This is a genomic window from Enterobacter cloacae (assembly GCF_011078175.1).
Classification (GTDB): domain Bacteria; phylum Pseudomonadota; class Gammaproteobacteria; order Enterobacterales; family Enterobacteriaceae; genus Enterobacter; species Enterobacter cloacae_Q.
Genome location: NZ_JAALCJ010000001.1, coordinates 488119 through 504974, shown reverse-complemented (window position 1 = coordinate 504974; position 16856 = coordinate 488119). Strand labels below are relative to the sequence as shown.

11 protein-coding genes are annotated in these 16856 nt (G+C 56.5%); 7 read left to right on the top strand and 4 right to left on the bottom strand.

Going from position 1 to position 16856, the window contains the following annotated elements; all coding sequences use genetic code 11:
- Positions 1-36: 36 nt before the first annotated feature.
- Entirely contained in the window at positions 37-768 is a 732-nt protein-coding gene (gene ycgR / locus G6Q29_RS02380; RefSeq protein WP_165464382.1) for a flagellar brake protein YcgR, read from the bottom strand.
- A gap of 160 nt (positions 769-928) precedes the next feature.
- On the opposite strand from ycgR, the gene G6Q29_RS02375 reads away from it, so the two are divergent.
- Entirely contained in the window at positions 929-3031 is a 2103-nt protein-coding gene (locus tag G6Q29_RS02375; protein WP_165464381.1) for a TonB-dependent siderophore receptor, read from the top strand.
- A 90-nt stretch (positions 3032-3121) separates the two neighbouring features.
- On the opposite strand, the gene G6Q29_RS02370 is transcribed toward G6Q29_RS02375, so the two are convergent.
- Positions 3122-4804: an alpha,alpha-trehalase gene (locus G6Q29_RS02370; protein ID WP_165464380.1), complete on the bottom strand. Its 1683-nt coding sequence runs from the start codon at positions 4802-4804 to the stop codon at positions 3122-3124.
- 437 nt (positions 4805-5241) lie between these two features.
- Here G6Q29_RS02370 and G6Q29_RS02365 point away from each other — a divergent pair, with 437 nt between their 5' ends.
- Positions 5242-6579 carry a carbohydrate porin gene (locus G6Q29_RS02365; protein WP_165464379.1) on the top strand — a complete coding sequence of 446 codons (1338 nt, stop codon included), beginning with the start codon at positions 5242-5244 and terminating at the stop codon, positions 6577-6579.
- Between the two features lie 87 nt (positions 6580-6666).
- Here the strand turns inward: G6Q29_RS02365 and gap are convergent, their stop codons facing one another.
- Positions 6667-7677, bottom strand: a complete 1011-nt coding sequence (gene gap, locus G6Q29_RS02360) for a type I glyceraldehyde-3-phosphate dehydrogenase (RefSeq protein WP_165464378.1) — start codon at positions 7675-7677, stop codon at positions 6667-6669.
- A gap of 78 nt (positions 7678-7755) precedes the next feature.
- A complete protein-coding gene (locus tag G6Q29_RS02355; RefSeq protein ID WP_165464377.1) occupies positions 7756-8736 on the bottom strand; it encodes a GlxA family transcriptional regulator in 981 nt (326 codons plus the stop codon).
- An 847-nt stretch (positions 8737-9583) separates the two neighbouring features.
- On the opposite strand from G6Q29_RS02355, the gene G6Q29_RS02350 reads away from it, so the two are divergent.
- The 5 genes from G6Q29_RS02350 to tssM are packed head-to-tail and all read left to right on the top strand — an operon-like array spanning position 9584 to position 16856.
- Positions 9584-10078, top strand: a complete 495-nt coding sequence (locus G6Q29_RS02350) for an SH3 domain-containing protein (protein WP_165464376.1) — start codon at positions 9584-9586, stop codon at positions 10076-10078.
- A gap of 23 nt (positions 10079-10101) precedes the next feature.
- Positions 10102-10605 (top strand): type VI secretion system lipoprotein TssJ, encoded by a 504-nt coding sequence (gene tssJ / locus G6Q29_RS02345; protein WP_165464375.1) that lies wholly within the window; start codon positions 10102-10104, stop codon positions 10603-10605.
- A gap of 28 nt (positions 10606-10633) precedes the next feature.
- Entirely contained in the window at positions 10634-11977 is a 1344-nt protein-coding gene (gene tssK, locus G6Q29_RS02340; protein WP_165464374.1) for a type VI secretion system baseplate subunit TssK, read from the top strand.
- 17 nt (positions 11978-11994) lie between these two features.
- Positions 11995-13233: a DotU family type VI secretion system protein gene (locus G6Q29_RS02335; protein ID WP_003859963.1), complete on the top strand. Its 1239-nt coding sequence runs from the start codon at positions 11995-11997 to the stop codon at positions 13231-13233.
- A 2-nt stretch (positions 13234-13235) separates the two neighbouring features.
- Positions 13236-16856 carry a type VI secretion system membrane subunit TssM gene (gene tssM, locus G6Q29_RS02330; RefSeq protein ID WP_165464373.1) on the top strand — a complete coding sequence of 1207 codons (3621 nt, stop codon included), beginning with the start codon at positions 13236-13238 and terminating at the stop codon, positions 16854-16856.

Here is a 16856-nt window from a genome sequence, read left to right as displayed (position 1 = left end):
GCTTTTGTCGGGCGGCAACACGCTGCCCGACGCCTTTCAGCGCACTTTATTCGCGCGTTCCCGCGCGTCACGCTCCAGTGAAAAGATGATGCGCTGTAGCTCACGCTCGGCGCCTGGCCCGACGTTCAGGAAGCGAAAGCTCAGCCGTGGCGTGGTAATTGTTTCGTTTTTGCTGTCCACCACCTTGCGCTCGCTGATGGCAATCAGCTGGGCATCAAACCAGAAGCGTCCCCATCCGCCCATATCCAGCTCTATCTGACTAAAACGCATACCTTCCACCAGGCCTTCCGGCTTCGGCGTATCCATCAGCGCGCCCATACCGCCCAGCGACAGGTCGAAGAGACGAAAGCGGATCTCTTTTTTGTCCGGCATTTTTGCCTTACAGAAATAGGCCGGGTGAAGCGGGGCGCTGATGCGGAAGTATTCCCGGCGCTGCACGAACCAGAGGTTAGCAGGTAAGGGGGCGATGAATGCAGGTAAACCCTGGTACTCGATCGTGGTCAGGCGAGGCAGCACAAACTCGACTTTTGCTCCTTGCGTTTCGGCCATCACCGAGAGATTTTCTGCCCGGAGCGCGGCACGGTTTTCATCGTTCTGGCTACCCAAATCCACGATCAGGTGTTCTGCCGTTACGTCCAGGATCTTACTGATAAATTGATTGGTTGACCAGTTGATGCGCAGCGGCACCTCACCTTTTTTCAGGTCGCGTAACACCCCTAATACAGCCAGCGGATTTTGTTTCAGGAACTGCTCACTGTAGCTACTCACGCCAGATGGCTCCTCGATAGATGACAGACTGTCTCTGCGTTATCGGCAGGCGGGCACGAAACTTAATACAAACGAACTGATTTTCTCTGCGGATATTGATTTGCTAATGGAAATGATAATAATTGCCGTTCCCAATATCATCTTATAACAAGACGACACTATGAGTACTTCACGTTTTGCGTTATGCGCATTGGCAGGCGCCGTCACGCTGGGATGGCAGACACAGGCTTTCGCAGAAGAATCCACCATCGTGGTGACCGGTACAGAGCAGGGTAGCGCACTCCCCGCCTGGACCAACAGCGCCACGAAATCAGCCGTCGCGGAAAGTAAAACGCCGCAGGTGATCAACACCCTCGCCGCTAAAGAGATTGAGCAGCGGCACGCCAGTTCGGTAAACGAGATCCTGCGCTATGCGCCGGGCGTTTCCACGGAGGTACGCGGGAGCACCTCTTACATGAGCGAGTACAAAATCCGCGGGTTCAACGTCGAGCAGGAGTTCTACAACGGCCTGCAACTTCCCTATAACGTCACCGGGAACACCAAAGCGCGAATCGATCCGCTGCTGATTGAGAGCGTCGATATCCTGAAGGGGCCGTCATCCGTGCTGTATGGCGGCGGCTCACCGGGCGGGCTGGTCAATATCCAGAGTAAAAAGCCGCAGAAAGAGGCGAAAACGGCGCTGGGCTTTAATACCGGAAACCGCAATCTGAAAGAGGGCTACCTGGATTCCACGGGGCAGATCGCGAACAGCGACTGGAACTATCGCCTGCTGGGCAAAGCGACAGAGAGTGACGAACAGGCGCACACCACGCGCTATGAAAACTATCTGGTGGCCCCCTCCGTGACCTGGCAGCCGGATGACAAAACGCGCTTGACCATTGACGCGCTGGCGCAAAATACGCCGAGCCTGACGCCGTCCGATCCGATGCCGCTAAGCTATCTACGGTCTAAATACGCCGACCGTCGTGACTATGCCGGAGATGAGTGGAGCGGCTTTAAGCAGCGCCAGTGGATGTTGGGCTACAGCTTTGAACACGAGTTTGACAGTGGCTGGGGCTTTAACCAGAAAGCGCGCTACTTTGACGTAGACACCCACCAGCGCAGCGCCTATTCCACCGGGACGGGCAGCGAGGTCTACCAGCTTAACCGCTTCGCCTATACCACGGATGAAGATTTGCAGAGCTTCAACATTGATAACCAGGTCACCCGAACCGTCGCGCTGGGGGACTGGAAACATCATCTGCTGGCGGGCTTTGACTACCAGAAGCTTAACTCTCACTTTCATTATCGTTACGCCTCGTCCACACCGGGTATCGATATGCGTAATCCGGATCGCTCGCAGATCGATAACGATGCGCTGGGGCTTGAAACCGCGCAGAAAAACCGTCTCAGCTATCAGCAGAATGGCTATTACCTCCAGGATCAGATTGCGTTTGGCGGGCTGAACGTGCTGGCCAGCCTGCGCTATGACGACTACCGTTCCGTCACCACTAACTATCTGCAAAACGGTGACAAAGCCTGGGTATCGCAGGATCGCCTCACCAAACGACTGGGCGCGCTTTATGCCTTCGACAATGGTCTCTCGCCGTTTATCAGCTATTCGGAAGGGTTCGCCCCGGTATCGCCGCAGGGCACGCTGATCGCGAAAGACGTAAAGCCCACCACCAGCAGGCAGGTGGAGGGTGGGGTGAAATACCTGCTGGCGGAATACGCAACCACCTTCACCGCCTCGGTGTTTAACATTCATCAGAAAAATGTGGTGACCAGCGATCCGGGCTTCCTGAACTATCGCCAGACCGGGGAAGTGGAATCGAAAGGTGCAGAGCTTTCTGCCGTCAGTCGTCCAACGGATAACCTGACGCTGATTGCTAACTACGCCTACACCCACGCCATCAACACCGAAGATGACAAGTACCAGGGCAAACGACCGACGCAGGTCCCTGAGAACGCCTTTAATCTGTGGGGGGATTACACCTTTGACAACACGCCGCTGAGAGGGTTAACGCTGGGAGCTGGCGCACGCTACACCGGACCGATGGAAATCTCGCCAGCCAACGACGCAGGCAAGCTGGGCGGTACGACGCAGTACGATCTGTCGGCATCCTACCGCATGGGCGAACTGGCGCCATCGCTGGAGGGGCTGACGCTGAAAGCGAGCGCGCAGAACGTCACGAACAAAGAGACGCTCACCTGCTATGACGCGACCAACTGCTGGATAGGCCGCGACCGCACGGTCCAGGTCGGGGCGAGCTACAGCTTCTGAAAAAAGCCCGGTGGCGCTTCGCTACCGGGCCACTCTATTGCACGGAACCATCCCCTCGCCCCACCGGGGAGAGGGTCAGGGTGAGGGGCGCTACTGCGCCGCCTGTTTCGCTGGTGCAACATCATCGTTTGCCGCAGGCTGATTCTCCGGTACGCTGTCGCATGGCTTCTCTTTCGGGCAGACCATGTCCAGCATCCTGAGCGTCACGCCGTTACTCCAGCCAAAACCGTCCTGCAACGGATACTCACCGCCACCACCGCCGGTACCGGTCGAAGAGACGTCGTATTTCTCAACCAGTTTCTTCTCGCGATCGTAGGTATGCTGAACGTTTTTCAGGAAACGCCAGGTCACGTCCATCGCCACTTTCTGTTGACCGTAGTTCTGTAAACCTTCCACCGCAACCCACTGCAACGGCGCCCAGCCGTTTGGTGCATCCCACTGCTGTCCGCTGTTGATGGTGGTGGTAGAAATACCGCCCGGTTTAAGCAGGCGTGACGAAGCGGCTGCGGCCACTTTGTCGGCGCGATCCTGTGACGCGGCCTTCACATACAGCGGGAAGAGGGCCGCTGCTGTCAGCTGATTACGCACCTTCTTGTTTTTCAGATCGTAATCCGCATACCAGCCCTCTTTATCGTTCCACAGATGGCCTTCAATCGCTTTCTGACGTGCAGAGGCCAGCGCGTCGTATTTGCTTGCGCTGGCGGTATCGCCATCTTCCTGGCTGGCGCGGGCCAGCAGTTTTTCCATCTTAAACATCAGCGCATTCAGATCCACCGGCACAATGCTGGTGGTGCGGATGGTGCCCAGCTTCTGTGGATTGTCCATCCATCGGGAGCTGAAATCCCAGCCTGAGGCGGCAGCAGAGCGCAGATCGCGGTATATCTCCGTAGCCGGACGGTCAGGGGTATTTTTGGCGGTGGTAACATCATCCAGCCAGGACTCAGGGCGTGGCGTGTCCCTGTCATCCCAGTAGCGGTTGAGGAGGGCGCCGTCATCCAGCTTCACCACACGTTTATTCGCCTGACCAGGCTGAAGCCTGTCCGCCCCCTCCATCCAGTAGGCATATTCTTTCTCCATCTGCGGACGGTATTTCTTTAAGGCATCGCTGTCATGCGTGGCCAGCAGTTCTACCATTAGCGAGAAAAACGGCGGCTGAGAGCGGCTCAGGTAATAGCTGCGGTTGCCGTTAGGAATATGGCCCCAGGTATCAAGCTCGTAAGCGAAGTTGTGCACCATGTCGTCGATCTTATCCCAGTGGCCGCTCTCTGCCAGCCCCAGCATGGTGAAATAGCTGTCCCAGTAGTAGACTTCGCGAAAGCGTCCTCCCGGCACGACATAGGGTTTTGGCAGGGGCAGAAGGGAGTCCCATTTGTTCTCTTTGTCGGTGGTGCGCGTCAGAACTGGCCACAGATCGTCTATGTGTTCGCGCAGACTCTGACCCTCCGGTGGAACATATTTCTCACCTTCCTTCGGCAGGATAAAGTTCATCTCCACGAAATGGCGCAGGTCAAAACCGGACTGGGTATGCTGCATCCGGTAATCCGCCAGGATCGTTAGCGGGTCGCTTTTAGGGACGGCATCCGCGAAGGTTTTCTGATCCGGGAACAGTTTGGCACTCTGGACTTCATTAAAGAGGGGGCCAAGGAGAATATCAGGTGAGCTTTGCTGGCTCGTTGGCTGGTCTTCAGCGTAACCCAATGCGGTAACACCGAGTAGGGCGCCTGCCAACGCAAGGTGTAACAGGCCGGGGCGTAGCATTCGCGTTTTTATCATCGGTTCATCTCCATTCGTCGCTGGGCAGCGTCACCGCTGTCGTCAATCACCTGAAAACCTTAGACGAATATTGCCCGCTTCGCGTGTTGGATATCCCATTTTGCGCATTTCCAGACAATTTATCGCCGTGCCCGGACGTGAGAGGCGGGCCGCAAAGTATTTGTCCAAGAAATGTTTTTTAAGGAATAATTATTATTAAATATTCTATCATGGCAAGCTATGAATATCGGTCGGGTTAAGGGGTTGCACCCTTTTTTAATTCTGTGAGCGAGATTGTGTTTCTTTATTTCATTCCGCGAATAAGTTTTCGTGAAGATCACACAAAGTAAAAATCATAACCGACATAACAAAAAACATAATAGCCGGTTAAAAAGCATTTAGACGAAATAGGATGACCCATCACCTTGGGTATTCACTTTTATTTCAGGATGGATTCTATGCAATTAAAAAAAATGGTTTTCCTCGTGGGGGCGCTCTGTTCTGGCTCTCTTTTTGCTTCACAAAACGCGACGAACGTAGATGAAAAACTGGCGCAACTGGAGGCACAAATCGAGGCGCTAAAAGAACAGCAAGCGTCCAGTCAGCAGGCCGGAACCGTGGTCGTACAGTCTGAGGAGCCCATCAGTAAAGACGCACCACCGAAGCTGACGCTTTCGGGCTTTGGCGACATAAAATTTTATGGCGATGTGGAATTTAATATGGATGCTGCCAGCAAAACCGGCAGCCTGACCTCTGTTAAGCAGAGTGCTAATAGCGACTGGGCACCGGGCGATAAAGAACGGTGGGATATTAATGGGCGTATTTTGCTGGGGTTTGATGGTTACCGAAAAATGGATAACGGGCATTTTGCCGGATTTTCTGTGCAGCCGCTGGGAGATTTAGCCGGGCAAATGTACCTCGATGATGCGGTATTCTTCTTTGGCACAGAAAACGACTGGGAAATTAAAGTTGGACGTTTTGAAGCCTACGATATGTTCCCGCTCAACCAGGATACCTTTGTTGAATACTCGGGTAATACCGCGGACGACCTTTATAGCGACGGCTACGGTTACATTTATATGCTGAAAGAGGGGCGTGGACGTGCCGACAGCGGCGGAAACTTCCTGATGAGCAAGACGCTGGATAACTGGTATTTCGAGCTGAATACACTGTTTAAAGACGGCAGCGATCTGTATGTCGACCAGCGCTACCATGGTGCGGAACTGGAAAATGATAAGAACGTCGCCTATGTCCGGCCGGTTATTTCGTGGCAGGACGGCCCGTTCTCAACGGCCATCGCCATGGAAACCAATCTGGTCAACAATGCTTACGGCTATCGGGATGACGCGGGTCGTTGGGTCGATCAGTCTGACCGCACCGGTTACGGATTCACCATGACCTGGGATGGTCTGAAAGCCGATCCGGAGGATGGCGTAGTCGTGAATCTCAACACCGCGTATCTTGATGCCGCAGATGAAACGGACTTCACCTCCGGGGTCAATGCTCTATGGCGTAACTTTGAACTGGGCTATATTTATGCGCATAACGAAATCGAAGAGTTTAACACCTCCACCTTTGACGCAGAGTGTGAGAATGACTGCTGGATCACCGATCCGGGTGAGTATGATATTCAGACTGTCCATGCGTCATACCTCATTCCCAACGTAATGAAGATGAAGAACTTTAATATTTACCTGGGTGCCTACGCCTCGTGGGTGAACGCATCGCCAAAAGAGGGAAGCGATAAGAGCGACGATCGTTATGGCGGCCGCGTGCGGTTTAAATATTATTTCTGAGCAGCGTCATAATGCCCCCCTGCTCGCATACAGAGGGGCCATTTTGCAGGCCGGGTAAGCACAAGTGCTACCCGGCATTGTGGTTGGCTACAACCCTTTCTTACCCATTAGCATCGCCAGATCCACCAGACGGTTCGAGAAGCCCCATTCGTTGTCATACCACGACAGGATCTTCACCATATTCCCGCCAATCACCAGCGTTGACAGCCCGTCGATGATGGATGAGCGCGGGTCGCCCTGATAATCACTGGAGACCAGCGGTTCATCACTGTAGCCCAGGATGCCTTTCAGTGGCCCGCTGGCCGCAGCCTGACGGAACGCGTCATTCACCTCTTCGGCGGTCACGTTGCGGCCGAGCGTTACCGTCAGATCGACAATTGACACCACCGGAACCGGCACGCGCAGAGAATACCCGGTAAGTTTTCCGTCCAGCTCGGGGATCACTTTCCCAAGTGCTTTTGCCGCGCCGCTGGAGTAAGGCACAATCGATAATGCTGCCGCGCGTGCGCCGCGCAGATCTTTTTCCGGCTGGTCATGCAGCGCCTGGCTGTTGGTGTAGGCATGCGTGGTATTCATCAGCCCGCGCTCAATGCCGAACTGCTGATGCAGCACCTGCGCCGCCGGCGCCAGCCCATTAGTGGTGCAACTCCCGTTGCTGACCACAAAATGCTGGGCCGGATCGTACAGCGTGTGGTTCACGCCCATAACCACCGTCAGATCGTCGTTTTTAGCCGGGGCGGAAATAATGACGCGTTTTGCGCCGCCGCGGGTGATATGCACGGCAGCTTTTTCACGTTCCGTGAAGAAGCCGGTGGCTTCGATCACCACCTCGACACCGGCGTCTTTCCAGGGAATGTTTGCCGGATCACGTTCGCTAAAGACGGTGATGCGCTGCCCGTCAACCTGTAGCGCGCCGTCCGCCGCTTCAACGGGTACCGGCAGCGTGCCGAGCAGAGAGTCATATTTCAGCAGATGGGCAAGCGTTTTACTGTCCGTCAGATCGTTAATGGCCACAACCTGGAGATCCGGGTTGCCCAGCGCCGCGCGCAGGACATTACGTCCGATACGGCCGAAACCGTTAATACCGACCTTAACCATGATGCACTCCTTATCTGTGTTGTCTGGAGTTACTGTAGGTGTCAGGTCAGATGGCGTAAATGACAAAAAAGGATCAGATTACGCCATTCTGCGACAGTGGAAGCGCTGGCGATATTCGCCCGGCGTGAGATGAAGCTGCTTTTCAAAAACGCGGCGCAGGTTGATGCTGGTACCAAACCCGCTTTTTTCAGCAATGACCTCAAGCGGATCCTGGGTCTGCTCCAGAAGCTGTCGGGCGGCGGCCAGGCGCGCTTCGGTGACATAACGGGCCGGAGGCACGCCCACGTCACGCGTGAACACGCGGGTGAAATTGCGCGGGCTCATGGCGACCCGTTCGGCCAGCCTTTCGACGCACAAATCTGCGGTGAGGTTTTGCAGGATCCATCTTTGCAGTTCGCGGACCGGTCCGCTCGCACCGGACTGCTCCAGATTATAGCGACTGAACTGTAGCTGGCCGCCAGGCCGACGCAGGTACATCACCATATCCTGCGCCACGTTGCGGGCGAGGGTAAAGCCGTAATCGTCCTCCACCAGCGCCAGCGTCAGATCAAACCCGGAGCTGACGCCGCCGGACGTCCAGACGGGGCCATCCTGAACATAGAGCGGGCCGCCCTCAACGCTGACCGCAGGATAGCGGGTTTTCAGGGTGTCCAGAAGCCGCCAGTGGGTCGTTGCCCGTCGCCCATCGAGCAGCCCGGCCTGTGCCAGCAGCAGGGCCCCGCCGCAGACAGAGGCGACGCGGCGCGCATGGGGCGCGGCCAGGTGCAGCCAGTCCACCACGGCGGTGCTCTCCTGCTCATTCATGCCGCGACCGGTAATGATGATCGTGTCCAGCGGCTCGCGCGGATCCAGCTCCGGCAGGCGATAGTCCGCCAGCAGGTTTAAGCCGGACTGGCCGTGGATCACCAGGTGAGGCTGGGTAGTGGCGATAATGATGCGGTAGCGGGGCTGCGCCAGGCCGTCCGGGTGCAGCCGGTTGGCCTGCATCAGAATGTCGGCGATACCGGCGGCCTCAAACAACATGCCACCGTCAGGTACGATAATCAGGATCTTCTTCATGTCCTGAAAAGTACCTTTATCACAAAATAAGTCAAGCGGCAGGCGAACATCCTGGAGGAGACAAATGAGGCGTGCCGGGAGAAAGAGTGGAACGGCAGATGTTGGAAAGAAGTAAAAGAAATATGTAGTAACGGTAAAGCTTTTTACGTGAGGTTTACTGTCACCGCCGCTGAAATCCCCAGTTTACGGGCTGCAATGAAGCGTTTTGAACAATAAGAGAACAAAAAGATGTAGCCGGGCTTAATTATTAAGGCTCAAAAAATAACCCCGGAGGGTTATTTCGAGTAGGTTATTTCGGATCGCGAAATTAAATCCCTGCCATTTTTTTCACCGCCATGTCTTAATGCGGGACGCTCGTGCACAATAAAAGTTATCTTCTGAATGCAACAATGAAAATATCCTGGATATATCCCACAGCGCACAGAAAAAATGAAATTCTACTAATTATGGTAGTGGCAGTAATAAGGGGTTGCGTTAATGATAGTGGTTCTCTTTTGTCTGTTTAGCCATTAATTTTCATAGAGTTATGATTAATATCTTTCCAGAAAAAAGACGATTTTAGCTAAGTGCGCATTTTTTATGGGATTAATCCTATAATGCATTCGGCGTATCATTAAACGCCATTAAGCGGGCGGGAAATATTGAATTGATGACAAGCTCATGTAAACTTGTCTACCGTTTGTCAAAATATGTCAGGAGCATGCTGGGCCCATTTCTGTCGGGCTCGTGCGGTAGCTATGCCTTAAAATAGTTACCGGCTGAAAATATCCCGACTATTTTAACAATAGCACCTAAGTCAAATTTTATCCCCTCTCTTCATCCTCTAAATATCGCTACGGAAAAGCATATGAAACTGCGCGTATTGTTATCACTTCTGTTTGTTATGGCGGTGGCGGGCTGTAAGGCGCCGCAGAAACCAGCGATCACCGATGATACGATTGTCACCAGCCAGGTGAATGGCGTCACGCTGACGCACCGTCACGCTGTTACCCCTCCGGTGGAGTTCACCCAGGTGAATGAACCGTACCGTGCCATGTACCCGGCATCCCTGATGAGCCGTCCAGACTACGGCGGAAAAGTGATCCGTACGCTGGAGACCGGCAAAACTTACGTCGTGCTGGGGCAGGTTGAACATTTCTGGATGGCGTTGGCCGATGAAGGGAGTGAACAGCTGATTGGTTATGTGCCGATGCGTGCCGTGATCAAGGCTGACCAGTACGAAGCCACCGTGCGTAAACAGGCACTGCGCCCGAAAGCGCGCAAGAAAACTACCTGTGTTGATGTCGATGGCAACAGCAAAGCCTGCAAAGACAGCGCGAACGGTACCTGGATCCTGAACTAAACGGGTTTCACGAGCATATTTTTATGAATAATAAAAATTTTTATCGGATGTGGTTCCCTTTTTTTGCGTTGATTTTCGCGCTGATCGGTGGTTGTACGTCGTCTTCACACAGCGACCCCTCCCGCTACAATCTTCAGTTTCAGGCTCATCCTCAAATCAATGATTCTGCGCCGCTTAAGGTCAGAGTGTTGCTGCTGAAATCCGATGCGGATTTCATGTCCAGTGACTTCTACTCCTTACAGAACAACGCGTCAGCCACGCTTGGCGCGAATCTGCTGAACAGCGATGTGTTCTTCCTGATGCCGGGCCAGCTTTCGAAAACCCTGAGCGGTCAAAGCTCACCGGAAGCGCGCTATATCGGCGTGATGGCGGAATACCAGGCGCTTGACGGCAAAAAATGGCGCGTCTCACTTCCTTTGCCTGTTCCCGGCGAAAACACGATTTACCAGTTCTGGAAATGGTCCGCCGATGAACTCCAGGCCAGCGTCTTTCTTGACGTAAATGGTATCCGCGTCATCAGCCAGTAACGCCCTTCATAACAGGAAAGAGATCATCATGACGAAAGCAGAAAAGGTCGTCTGGACCGAGGGCATGTTCCTGCGTCCCCACCATTTTCAGCGGACAGAAAGTTACCTCCTCAACCACGTTCGTGAGTGGGGGGCATTGCAGCGATCGTATCTCTGGGGCTTTCTCGATCTTGAGCTGGATGAAACGATGCTTCGCCAGGGCTGTATTGCCCTGAGCTACTGTAGCGGTTTACTGCCTGACGGCACCTTTTTCCAGGTTCGCAGCGACCGCAACGGTCCGGCTCCGCTTAAAATCCCCGATAATCTCACCAATGAAAAGGTGGTGCTTGCGCTGCCGGTTCGTCGCGGTGGCCGTGAAGAGGTGATTTTCAGCGAGGAGCAGTCTTCTCTGGCGCGGTTCATAACGTTTGAACAAGAGGTGGAAGACGACAACGCCATGTCGGTCGGGGAGGCGACGGTTCAGTTTGGTCGCCTGCGTCTGACCCTGATGCTGGAGAAAGATCTGACGGCAGAATGGACCGCCATCGGCGTGGTGTACGTTACCGAAAAGCGCAACGACAACCACGTGCGGCTGGATAACAGCTACATCCCGCCAATGCTTAACGCCAATAACAGCCCGCAGCTGTACGGCATGATCAACGACCTGCACGGCTTGCTGGTGCAGCGTAGCCAGCAGATCGGCGGTCGACTGCGCCAGCCGGGGCGTTTCAATACGTCTGAGATGGTTGAGTTCACGCTTCTGTCGCTCATCAACCGTCACCTTGGCGACGTCTCACATTTGAAAACGCTGCCGCTGCTTCACCCTGAAGCGCTGTGGCGCAGCTGGCTGCCGTTCGCCACGGAGCTCGCCACCTGGACGCCGCAGCGTACCGCAGAGAGCATACTGCCGGTCTACGACCATGACGATCTCGCCGTTTGCTTCAGCAAACTGATGCTGATGCTGCGTCAGGGGCTGTCGCTGGTCATGGAAGATCATGCCATCCAGCTGCCGCTGCATGAACGCTCCCACGGTCTGAACATCGCCACCGTGCCGGAAACCAGCATGGTCCGCGAATTTGGCTTCGTGCTGGCGGTAAAAGCCAATGTCCCCGGCGAACACCTGCAAACCCATTTCCCTGCCCAGATGAAGGTTGCGCCAGTCTCGAAAATTCGCGATCTGGTTCAGCTTCAGCTGCCGGGCATCATGCTGCGGGCCATGCCCGTCGCGCCGCCGCAGATCCCGTGGCATGCAGGCTACAGCTATTTCGAACTCGAGAGGGGCAGCGAACTGTGGCACGAGATGGACAAGTCCGGGGCATTCGCCCTGCATCTTGCAGGGGAATTCCCGGGTCTCGATATGGAATTCTGGGCCATCCGTAGCCCGACAGAATAATAAAGCGAGCGCTTAATATGCAGGAACGACAGGATACCGGCAGTGATGCCGTGTTTACCGGAGCCAGTGGGAACAATCAGCTGGTGGCGGCCGCCAATCCGCTGCTCAATGCGATTCCGCAAATCCGTCATTCGGTTTCCCACGACGATCAGGTCGGGTTGCGCCAGCGTCTGATTGACGAAATTCGCCGTTTCGAGGTGCGATGCCAGCAGGCGGGCTTACCGTATGAAGTGATTGTCGGCGCGCGCTACTGCCTCTGCACGGCGCTGGACGAAGCCGCCGCTCTGACCCCGTGGGGAAGCAGCGGCGTCTGGTCAAGCAATGGTCTGCTGGTGACGTTTCATAACGAAACCTGGGGCGGCGAGAAGTTTTTCCAGCTGCTGGCGCGTCTGTCCCAGAATCCGCGCGAACACATTCTGCTGCTGGAGATGATCAACTACTGTCTGCTGCTCGGCTTTGAAGGCCGCTACCGCGTGCTGGACAATGGCCGGACCCAGCTTGAAACCATCAAACAGCGCCTGTGGCAGATGATCCGCGGCGTGCGCGGCAGCTACCCGCCGCCGCTCTCGCCGCACCCGGAAGATCGCCCCGTTCTGCGCAAGCTCTGGCGGCCGATGATCCCACTCTGGGCGTGCGTGGCGCTGGTCGGCTTTATCGCCTGCCTGTTCTATATCGTGCTGAACTGGCGTCTGGGTGATAACACCAGCCCGGTGCTGGCGAAAATTTACCAGTCCCAACTGCCGGAAACCACGATCCAGCAGCCTGCGCGTCAGCTGCCGGCGGTGCTGAACCTGCGCGGCTTCCTGAAGCCGGAAATTGATGCTGGTCTGGTGGCCGTTAAGGATGAGGCGGATCGCAGCGTGGTGATCCTGAAAGGGGACGGACTCTTTGCCTCGGCCTCAACGGTGGTGCGCGATCGCTATGAGCCGGTCATCGACCGCATCGCACAGGCGATGAATAACGTCAGCGGCAAAATTCTGGTGGTGGGGTACAGCGACAACGTGCCGATCCGCAGCGCACGCTTCGCCTCCAACTATGAACTCTCGCTTGAGCGCGCCCGTTCGGTGCAAAAACAGCTCCAGGGTAGTCTCTCGCAGCCTGAGCGCGTCAAAGCCGAAGGGCGGGGCGAGATCAACCCGGTAGCGCCTAACACAACGCCTGAAAATCGCGCCCGTAACCGCCGCGTTGAGATTACGCTGCTGGTGTCGCCTGACAATACCCAGGCCGAGCTGAACGGATTGCCGCAAGGAAACTAAGGATGCTGACTACTCTACTTTCTATACTGACCAATCGCATTCTGTGGAGCTTCCTGGGCGTAACGGCGCTCGCGGCGGTCATCTGGATGATTGGCCCGCTGTTGTCCATCGTAGATACCCGCCCGCTTGAATCTGAACAGAACCGCGTTATCAGTATCGCGGTGGTATATCTGATCTGGGCCCAGAGCCACATTCTGCCGCGGCTGTATAACGCCTGGCTGAACCGCAAGCTGATGGACAAGCTCAATGAAAATACCACCAGCCCGGAGGCGGCCGATCCGCAGAAACGGCTGAACAGCGAGGAGCAGATCCTTGCCGGGCGTTTCGATGAAGCCGCCCAGATGCTGAAAAAAGCGCACTTCAGCAAAGCGGGACACGGCGCGCAGTGGACGCAGCGCTTCAGCACGCAGTATCTCTATCAGCTGCCGTGGTACGTCATTATTGGCGCGCCGGGTTCCGGAAAAACCACCGCGCTGGCCAACTCCGGACTGCAATTCCCGCTGGCGGACCGCTTCGGTAAAACCGCGCTGCGCGGCATTGGCGGCACGCGCAACTGTGACTGGTGGTTCACCAACGAGGCGGTTCTGCTGGATACCGCGGGGCGCTACACCACTCAGGAGAGCGAGCAGGTTCAGGACGCCGGGGAGTGGCTGGAATTTATCAACCTGCTGCGTAAATACCGCCGTCGTCAGCCCATCAACGGCGTGATTATCACCATCAGCATTTCCGACCTGCTTTCGCAGTCCGCTGAGGCCTCCCGCCAGCAGGCGGTCAACCTGCGCCAGCGGCTCTCCGAACTGCATGAGCAGCTGGGGATTCGCTTCCCGGTGTATGTGATGGTGACCAAAGCGGACCTGCTTAAAGGCTTCCGCGCCTGGTTTGCGGATTACGACAAAGCCCAGCGCGATCAGATCTGGGGCTTTACGCTGCCGTGGGAGCAGACAAAACACGCCGATTACGACCTGATGGGCAACTTCCAGCAGGAATTTTCCCTGCTGCAACAGCGTCTGGATGCCGGCCTGCCGGAAACCATGCTGAAAGAGCATGACGCCAAAACCCGTGCGGAAGCGTATCTCTTCCCGCAGGAGTTCGCCGCGCTGCGTCCGCTGCTGGCAGACTACCTGAGCACGGTCTTTGCCCGCTCAAACTTCGAAACCGAATTTTCGCCGCGCGGCATCTACTTCGCCAGCGGCACCCAGGAAGGGATGCCGTTTGACCGCGTGATGGGCGAGCTGAACCGCGCGCTCTCCTTACCTGAAGGGGAGGAAAGCACCCGCTGGGATTCGGTAAGCAAAGAGGCGCCGATCCCGGGCGCGAAGGGCCAAAGCTTCTTCATTAAAAACCTGCTGCAAAACGTGATTTTCCAGGAAGCGGGCATCGCCGGGGAAAACCGCTGGTGGGAGCTGCGCAACCGCGCCGTGATGTGGTCCGGCTATGCGGCGCTGCTCGCCCTGCTGGCGATCCTGGGTGGCCTGTGGCTGACCAGCTACGCCAAAAATAAAGCCTATCTGGAAGAAGTGGATGCAAAAGTGCCGATGCTGGAGCAGCAGAGTAAGGCGCTGCAAAACCAGCCCCAGCGCGATTTGTTTGCGCTTCTGCCGTTGCTTAACAGTCTGGTGGATCTGCCGAAAAGCGATGCTTTTGACGTTAATGACCCGCCGGTTTCCCGCCGCATGGGGCTTTATCGCGGGGATGACGTCAGCGATGCCTCGCAGTCGCTGTATCAGAAGGCGCTGGATCAGATGCTGCTGCCCGCCGTGGCGATGCACATTACCACCTGGCTGCGCAACGACAACGGCAGCGACGTGGAGTACAGCTACGAGGCGCTGAAAGCCTATCAGATGCTCTACCAGCCGAAGCATTATGACGGCAAATTCCTGCACTCGTGGGTGATGCTCAACCTGCAACGCAACCTGCCGCAGAACGTGACGCAGGCGCAGCTTCAGGAGCTGGAATGGCACCTGACGCAGCTGCTGGAGCCAAAAATTCAGGCTTCACCGTATGCGCAGGATGAGGATCTGGTGGCACGTGAAAGGGCGCTCATCAACCAGCAGCCGCTCTCAACGCGCGTATATGGCCGCCTGAAACGTCTGCTGGAGCATGATGAGAACCTGAAGCCGGTTTCGCTTTCAGATCTCGGCGGTCCGCAGAGCGAGCTGGTGTTTTCCCGTAAAAGCGGCAAGCCGGTGAGTGAGGGCGTACCGGGCCTCTATACGCCGGACGGCTACTGGAAGAGCTTCAACGACCAGATCGACAGCGTGACCACCGCCCTGCACGAAGACGATGCCTGGGTACTGCGAGCGACCACTACCCAGGAAGATAAACAGCAGATCGACAACGCCGTGCGCCAGCTCTACATGCGCGACTTTATCGTCAACTGGGATCGCTTTCTCGCTGACATTCAGCTCAACAACAGCGCCGATCTTTCCCAGCGCATCAACACCGCGCGCCTGCTTTCAGGCACCAATTCGCCGCTGCGCCGTCTGGTGCTTAACCTGAGCAAGGTGCTGACGTTGTCGCGCACAGCGCCTGCGCCGGAAGATGCACAGAAAGCGGAAGCCCAAAGCAACCGCGCCACCCGCACGCTGGAAGCGCTGTTCAGCAACGGTGACAATACCCCGACGCAGGGCGCGGTCGTGACGCAGGCGCCTGAGCAACTGGTGACCGACCACTATGCGCCGATGATTGAGCTGGCGCAGCCGCTGGAGAAGGGCGGCAAGACCATCGTCTTTGATGATTTTCTTAAGCAGGTTGACGAGCTTTATCGCTACCTGACCGCCGTTCAGGATGCGGCAAACAGCGGTATGCCCGCGCCGGGCGGCGATGCAATCAGCCGCCTGCAAGCCAGCGCGGGACGTCTGCCGGGCGGGCTGCAAACCATGTTCAGCAATATGGCCGTCGGCGCAAGCAGCGACACCCAGCGTCGCGATCTGGAGAACGTGCGTAAGCGCATTAACGTGGAAGTGGGGGGGTTCTGCCGTCAGGCGATTGCCGGGCGTTATCCGCTGGTGCGCAGTGCCAGCACCGAGGTGACGCCGGACGATCTCGCCCGCATGTTCGCGCCGGGTACCGGGCTGATGGACACCTTTTTCCGCGACAACCTGACCAACAAGGTGGACACCACCCAGGCGAGCTGGCGCTTTATGCCGGGCATTGACGGTAAAACGCTGCCGGGCAGCGAAGGGCTGTTACGTCCGTTCCAGCAGGCGCAGTCTGTCCGTGATGCCTTCTTCGCCAACGGCGCGACCACGCCATCCTTCAAGGTAACGGTGCGCACCGTGCGGATGGACAACACCATTCTGAACCTGACGCTGGACGTGGACGGCCAGCTGCTGCGCTACAGCCACGGTCCGCAGGCGGTGCAGATCATGACCTGGCCGGGGCCGGGCGGGACGAACCAGGTGCGCATGCAGCTCGGTCTGGCCAATGGCAGCACCGCAACGCTGGTAACCAATGGCTCCTGGGCGCTCAACCGCTTTTTCGACAAGGCGCGCACCAGCCCTGGCGCGGGTAGCCTGAGCCGTCAGGCGACCTTCAACGTCGACGGACATCAGGTCACGCTGGAGTTTGCCCCGAACAGCATCCGCAACCCGTTCCAGCTTCCCCGTTTCTCATGCCCATAA

Coding starts and splice junctions, on each gene's coding strand:
- G6Q29_RS02375 (WP_165464381.1), top strand. CDS start 929: ATGAGTACTTCACGTTTTGCGTTATGCGCATTGGCAGGCGCCGTCACG.
- G6Q29_RS02370 (WP_165464380.1), bottom strand. CDS start 4,804: ATGATAAAAACGCGAATGCTACGCCCCGGCCTGTTACACCTTGCGTTG.
- G6Q29_RS02365 (WP_165464379.1), top strand. CDS start 5,242: ATGCAATTAAAAAAAATGGTTTTCCTCGTGGGGGCGCTCTGTTCTGGC.
- gap (WP_165464378.1), bottom strand. CDS start 7,677: ATGGTTAAGGTCGGTATTAACGGTTTCGGCCGTATCGGACGTAATGTC.
- G6Q29_RS02355 (WP_165464377.1), bottom strand. CDS start 8,736: ATGAAGAAGATCCTGATTATCGTACCTGACGGTGGCATGTTGTTTGAG.
- G6Q29_RS02350 (WP_165464376.1), top strand. CDS start 9,584: ATGAAACTGCGCGTATTGTTATCACTTCTGTTTGTTATGGCGGTGGCG.
- tssJ (WP_165464375.1), top strand. CDS start 10,102: ATGAATAATAAAAATTTTTATCGGATGTGGTTCCCTTTTTTTGCGTTG.
- tssK (WP_165464374.1), top strand. CDS start 10,634: ATGACGAAAGCAGAAAAGGTCGTCTGGACCGAGGGCATGTTCCTGCGT.
- G6Q29_RS02335 (WP_003859963.1), top strand. CDS start 11,995: ATGCAGGAACGACAGGATACCGGCAGTGATGCCGTGTTTACCGGAGCC.
- tssM (WP_165464373.1), top strand. CDS start 13,236: ATGCTGACTACTCTACTTTCTATACTGACCAATCGCATTCTGTGGAGC.